We start from the raw sequence: 4,368 nt of genomic DNA, 5'->3' as shown, positions 1-4,368 counted from the left end.
ATACGCGCCCCCGTAGGTGTCGGGATCGAGCCGGCCGCGGAGCCGCCGGGCGGCGGGACGGATGAGCAAACCACCGAGCGTTCCGGTCGTGCTCGCGGTGATCTCCTCGCGCAGCGCCTCGAGCAGGGTGCGGATCGTCCCCTCGACCGCCTTGAGCGCGACGTTGCCGGTGAAGCCGTCGGTGACGATCACGTCGGCCTTGGCGCGGTTGATATCGCGGCCTTCGACGTAGCCGATGTAGTTCACATAGGACGGCATCTGGCCGAGAACCATCGCGGCAGCGCGCGTGAGATCGGTGCCCTTGGAGCTTTCCTCGCCGTTGGAGAGAATCCCGATTCGCGGCCGCGATACGTTACGCACATGACGCCAGTAAACGCTGCCCATGATCGCGAACTGCACGAGATGAATTGGCTTCACCTCGACATTCGCGCCCGCATCGACCAAAAGCGCAAGACCTTCGGAGGTCGGCACGACAGACGCGATCGCGGGGCGATCGACGGTCGGCAGATTACCCAGCACCATCATCGAGGCCGCCATCTGAGCACCGGAATTTCCGGCACTGACGAAAGCGTCAGCGTCGCCGCGCTTCACCAGCTCAAGACCGACATGCATCGAGGAGCGCGGCTTGGCGATCACCGCCTCAAGCGGCGACTCGTCCATCATAATTGTCTCGGGCGCGTGCTCGATCTTGAGAGGAAGGTTCGCCGCGTCATGAGAGGCGAGCTCGCGCGCGACGACCTCGCGATCGCCGACCAGCACGACCTCGACGCCGAAGTCGCGCGCGGCGAGAACGGCGCCCTCAACGGTCGCTTTGGGAGCGAGATCGCCCCCCATCGCGTCGAGCGCGATTTTCACAGCAGTCTCTTTTGCTTACTCCGCCGCTGCGGCGAGTTGGCGTCCGCGATAGGCTCCGCAATGGCGGCATACGCGATGAGGCATCGCGGGCTCGCCGCACGAAGGGCACGAGCCGGGATTGACGGCGCGCAGCGCATCGTGGGCGCGGCGCTTATTTTTCTTGGAATGAGACGTTCGTCGTTTAGGTGCCTGCATTGTAATTACTTCCAGTTTATGGAGGCGATATTCGCGCTCAGGAACGTTGCAGTTTAATAGACCGCAACACTTCGAGTCGAGGGTCGAAGGTCTCGATGCGGCAATCGCATTGTACGTGATTCCGGTTGCCGCCGCATCTGGGGCATAGCCCTTGGCAGTCCTCGCGGCAGAGCGGCCGGGTTGGCAGCGCCAGCAGGATTTGCTCGCGAATCAGCGGACCCAGGTCGATTTCATCGCCCTCGTAGAGCGAAAACTCGAGATCGTCGGCGCGCAAATCGGTTTCGGTGCCGTATCCGACGGTCTTCGGCGACAGAACGAGGCGAAACGGCCGGTCGTTCTCCGTCTCGAAATCCTCGGCGCATCGCGCGCAGGTCGCCTCGGTCCGCGTCTTGATATGCCCCGACAGGAAGAGGTCCATCCCACTTCTATAATACGAGACGTCGACCTTGATCGGGTCTTCGACGCGATATTCGCGAATCGGGCCCTTTTCGAGGACGCGATTAACATCCTCGGCGGGCTCGGCGAAGGAGGCGTCACGGGGGTCAGCGGTTATGTCGTCGATTCTGAGCTTCACGGCACTGCCTCGCGCCAGGCTGCGTCGCAAGGGAGTCACAAACGGTCAGGGCTGGCGAGTGAATTATTGCACTTGCGACCCGCTGTTCAAATACGCCGGAGCCGTCCCGCGATATCTAATCGAACGAGCAGGCTGCTGAGAATCGCAACACTCTGCGGCGCTCAACCTTCCTTTCCCGCAGATACACGCGCGGGAAGGGGACCAAGCCGCGGACGTGGGCGGCTAACTTGCGAGCTTCGAAACCTCTTTCCAGTACGGGCTTTTCTTTAGCTGGGCCATGAAATCGTCGAGGAATTTTGATTTGCCGCTGATGCTCGCGGGCCAGGCTTCGTCGAGGAACTGCCAGGCTGCGATTCGATGGCCGGTGTAGATTAGATCGAGCATCGTGCCCCAGAGCTCGGGCGGGATATTCGCGTCGGGCCAGGCGCCTTTGAGGCCCTTCGAGTCTGATTTCACCTGCGCGACCTTGGCCGGCAGGTCTTTCAGGTCGGCTGACGGCGTGCGCATCAGCTCGGGAGCCATCACGTAGGTTCTCCCCGAATATTGGAGAATCACTTTGGGCGCGGGCGAATCGGCGAAGTCCGTGTTCCAGTTGGCGAAGGTCCAGTCGTAGATCTGGATCTGGAGTCCCGGTCCCTTCGTGAGCTGAACGAAATGCGGCCCCTGGTCGCCGAACTCCGCGTCGAGATCGGCAATCTTGCGGAACTTCGAGCCAATCTCGAAGATATGAAAGATAAGGCAGCAGTTCGCGCCGCCCGTCCACTCCGAGATTACAAGGTCGGGCTGCCCGTCACCGGTGATGTCCTTGCCCATAGTGACGAGTTTCGCGTCGGGATCGTCCTTGTAGAGCGTGCCGACCACGAATTTCTCGCCATTTTGGGAGGCGCGGCCCGTAAAGATCGATTTCTTGTTCCTGAGAATTTCGTAGTAGGCATCCTTCGTGTTGGAGTTCTGGTCGTAGTACGTGTTCGCAGTGTAATCGCCAAAGCTGGCGGTTTTCTTCAGCGGCGGCTTCGTGCCGGCAGCAAACGCGAGTTGGCTTATAGTCAACAATAGCAGGCCGCAGGTCATTGCGAGGAGCAACGGAACCGATAGTCGCATGCCGCACCTCGCCCGCAACGCGGGAGGTTGTTCCGGATATGCGGGCTTCTTTAGGTTGAAACCTGGTCAAATCAATCAACTGCCTTCCGCTTTTTTGGGCGACACACCCGTCACCCCGATCTTCGGGCATTCCGGCGACAGGTCGCAGCGCTCGCAGTCGGGTTTGCGCGCGAAGCAGACCTGGCGGCCGTGCAGGATCAGACTCATCGAGATTTGAGTCCAATCCTTCGGCGGCAGGAGGGCCTGCATGTCCTGTTCGATCTGGTCGGGCTCGCTGCTCTGGGTGAATCCGAGCCGATACGTCAAGCGCCGCACATGGGTATCAACGACGAAGCCGGGCTCGCCATAGACGTGGCCGAGAATTACGTTGGCGGTTTTGCGCCCGACGCCCTTGAGCTTCACCAACTCGTCCATCTTGCGTGGGACTTCTCCCCCATGACGTTCGACCAGGAGCCGCGCCGTTTCGATAAGCGAGCGCGTCTTCTGGCGGAAGAATCCCGTCGTAACGATCAGCTCCTGAACGCGCCGCTCGTCGGCCCTGGCCATCGCGCGCGCGTCAGGAAATTCGCGGAAGAGCCCGGGCGTGACGGCGTTGACGCGCTCGTCAGTGCATTGCGCAGAGAGAATCGTCGCGGCGAGGCATTGCCATGGCGTTTTGAAATCGAGGCTGATCCGAGCGTGCGGATAGAGGCGTTTGAGCGTTTTCGTGACGCGAGCGGCGCGCGATTTCAGCGCCTGGTGGCTTTCGCGCGCGGCCATCCTAGGTCGCAGCCGCGACGCGGCCTCTACCGTACATGCGATTGAACTCAGCGAGCTCGGCCTGCTCGCGCGCGCGATCCCATCCGAGCTCCGACGCAAGGATTCGCGAGACCAACGGCGCTGCCGCTTCCGCCTCGAGCGGGGCGCGCCACGTAAGCGAGGTTCGCCGCACGAGGAAATCTGCGACCGATAGCACCATCTCATTGCGCACGGCACTGACGACCTCAACGCCGATCGCAGGACATCCTTGCGATAGCGGGCGCGAGAGCTCTAGATTGCCACCTGCCGATGCGGCCACGATCTGCGCGCGCGTTCCGTAGCGTGCGTTCAAGATCTCACGTGCATCGCGCGGCAGCTTGGCGAGCGCATCGCCTGTCTCGCTGCGATCGAGCTTGCGCGCACCCGGCAAAGGAGTATCGCGTGTCGGCGAGTGTTTGATCGGCTCACCAATCTCGCGCAGTACTGCATTCACCACTTTTTCGGCAATCTCGCGATGCGTCGTCAGCTTCCCTCCCGCGACCGAGAACAATCCCGCCGCACTGCGCAGGATCTCTTCCTCGCGCGGCACCGATGACGGCGCGCCCTTTCCTTCCGCTACCACCAGTGCGCGCAGTCCGGCAAAGCTGGCAACAACATCGTCGGGCGTGAGCTTGATTCCGGGCAGGCTCTCGGCAAGGACGCCTAGAAGATAGCTGATATCGGCGGGCTCCGTCGCGACCGCGGCGGGATCGCCGCTGTAGTCAGTGTCCGTCGTCCCGACCAGCACGTAGCGATCGTGAGGCATGACAAACACGATGCGTCCGTTGGCGTCGCCGAGGACCAGCGATTCGCGCACCGGAAGCATCGCGCGCTGGAACACCAGATGGACGCCCTTGGTGGTGCGG

General features: G+C 62.0%; 5 protein-coding genes. All 5 read right to left on the bottom strand.

Features of this window, described 5'->3' with window-relative positions; all coding sequences use genetic code 11:
• Positions 1-855 (bottom strand): phosphate acyltransferase PlsX (gene plsX / locus VMA09_18860; protein ID HUA35679.1); only part of this gene is annotated, 855 nt, incomplete at its 3' end.
• A 232-nt stretch (positions 856-1,087) separates the two neighbouring features.
• Positions 1,088-1,624: a DUF177 domain-containing protein gene (locus tag VMA09_18855; GenBank protein HUA35678.1), complete on the bottom strand. Its 537-nt coding sequence runs from the start codon at positions 1,622-1,624 to the stop codon at positions 1,088-1,090.
• A gap of 222 nt (positions 1,625-1,846) precedes the next feature.
• Positions 1,847-2,725, bottom strand: coding sequence for a hypothetical protein (locus tag VMA09_18850; GenBank protein HUA35677.1), 879 nt, complete (start codon positions 2,723-2,725; stop codon positions 1,847-1,849).
• 75 nt (positions 2,726-2,800) lie between these two features.
• Positions 2,801-3,484: an endonuclease III gene (nth, locus tag VMA09_18845; GenBank protein ID HUA35676.1), complete on the bottom strand. Its 684-nt coding sequence runs from the start codon at positions 3,482-3,484 to the stop codon at positions 2,801-2,803.
• Position 3,485: 1 nt separating this feature from the next.
• The coding region (locus VMA09_18840; protein ID HUA35675.1) for an FAD-dependent oxidoreductase at positions 3,486-4,368 on the bottom strand (883 nt) is incomplete at its 5' end.

This window comes from Candidatus Binataceae bacterium (assembly GCA_035508495.1).
Lineage (GTDB): Bacteria > Desulfobacterota > Binatia > Binatales > Binataceae > JASHPB01.
This window is presented reverse-complemented; position numbering and strand designations above follow the sequence as displayed.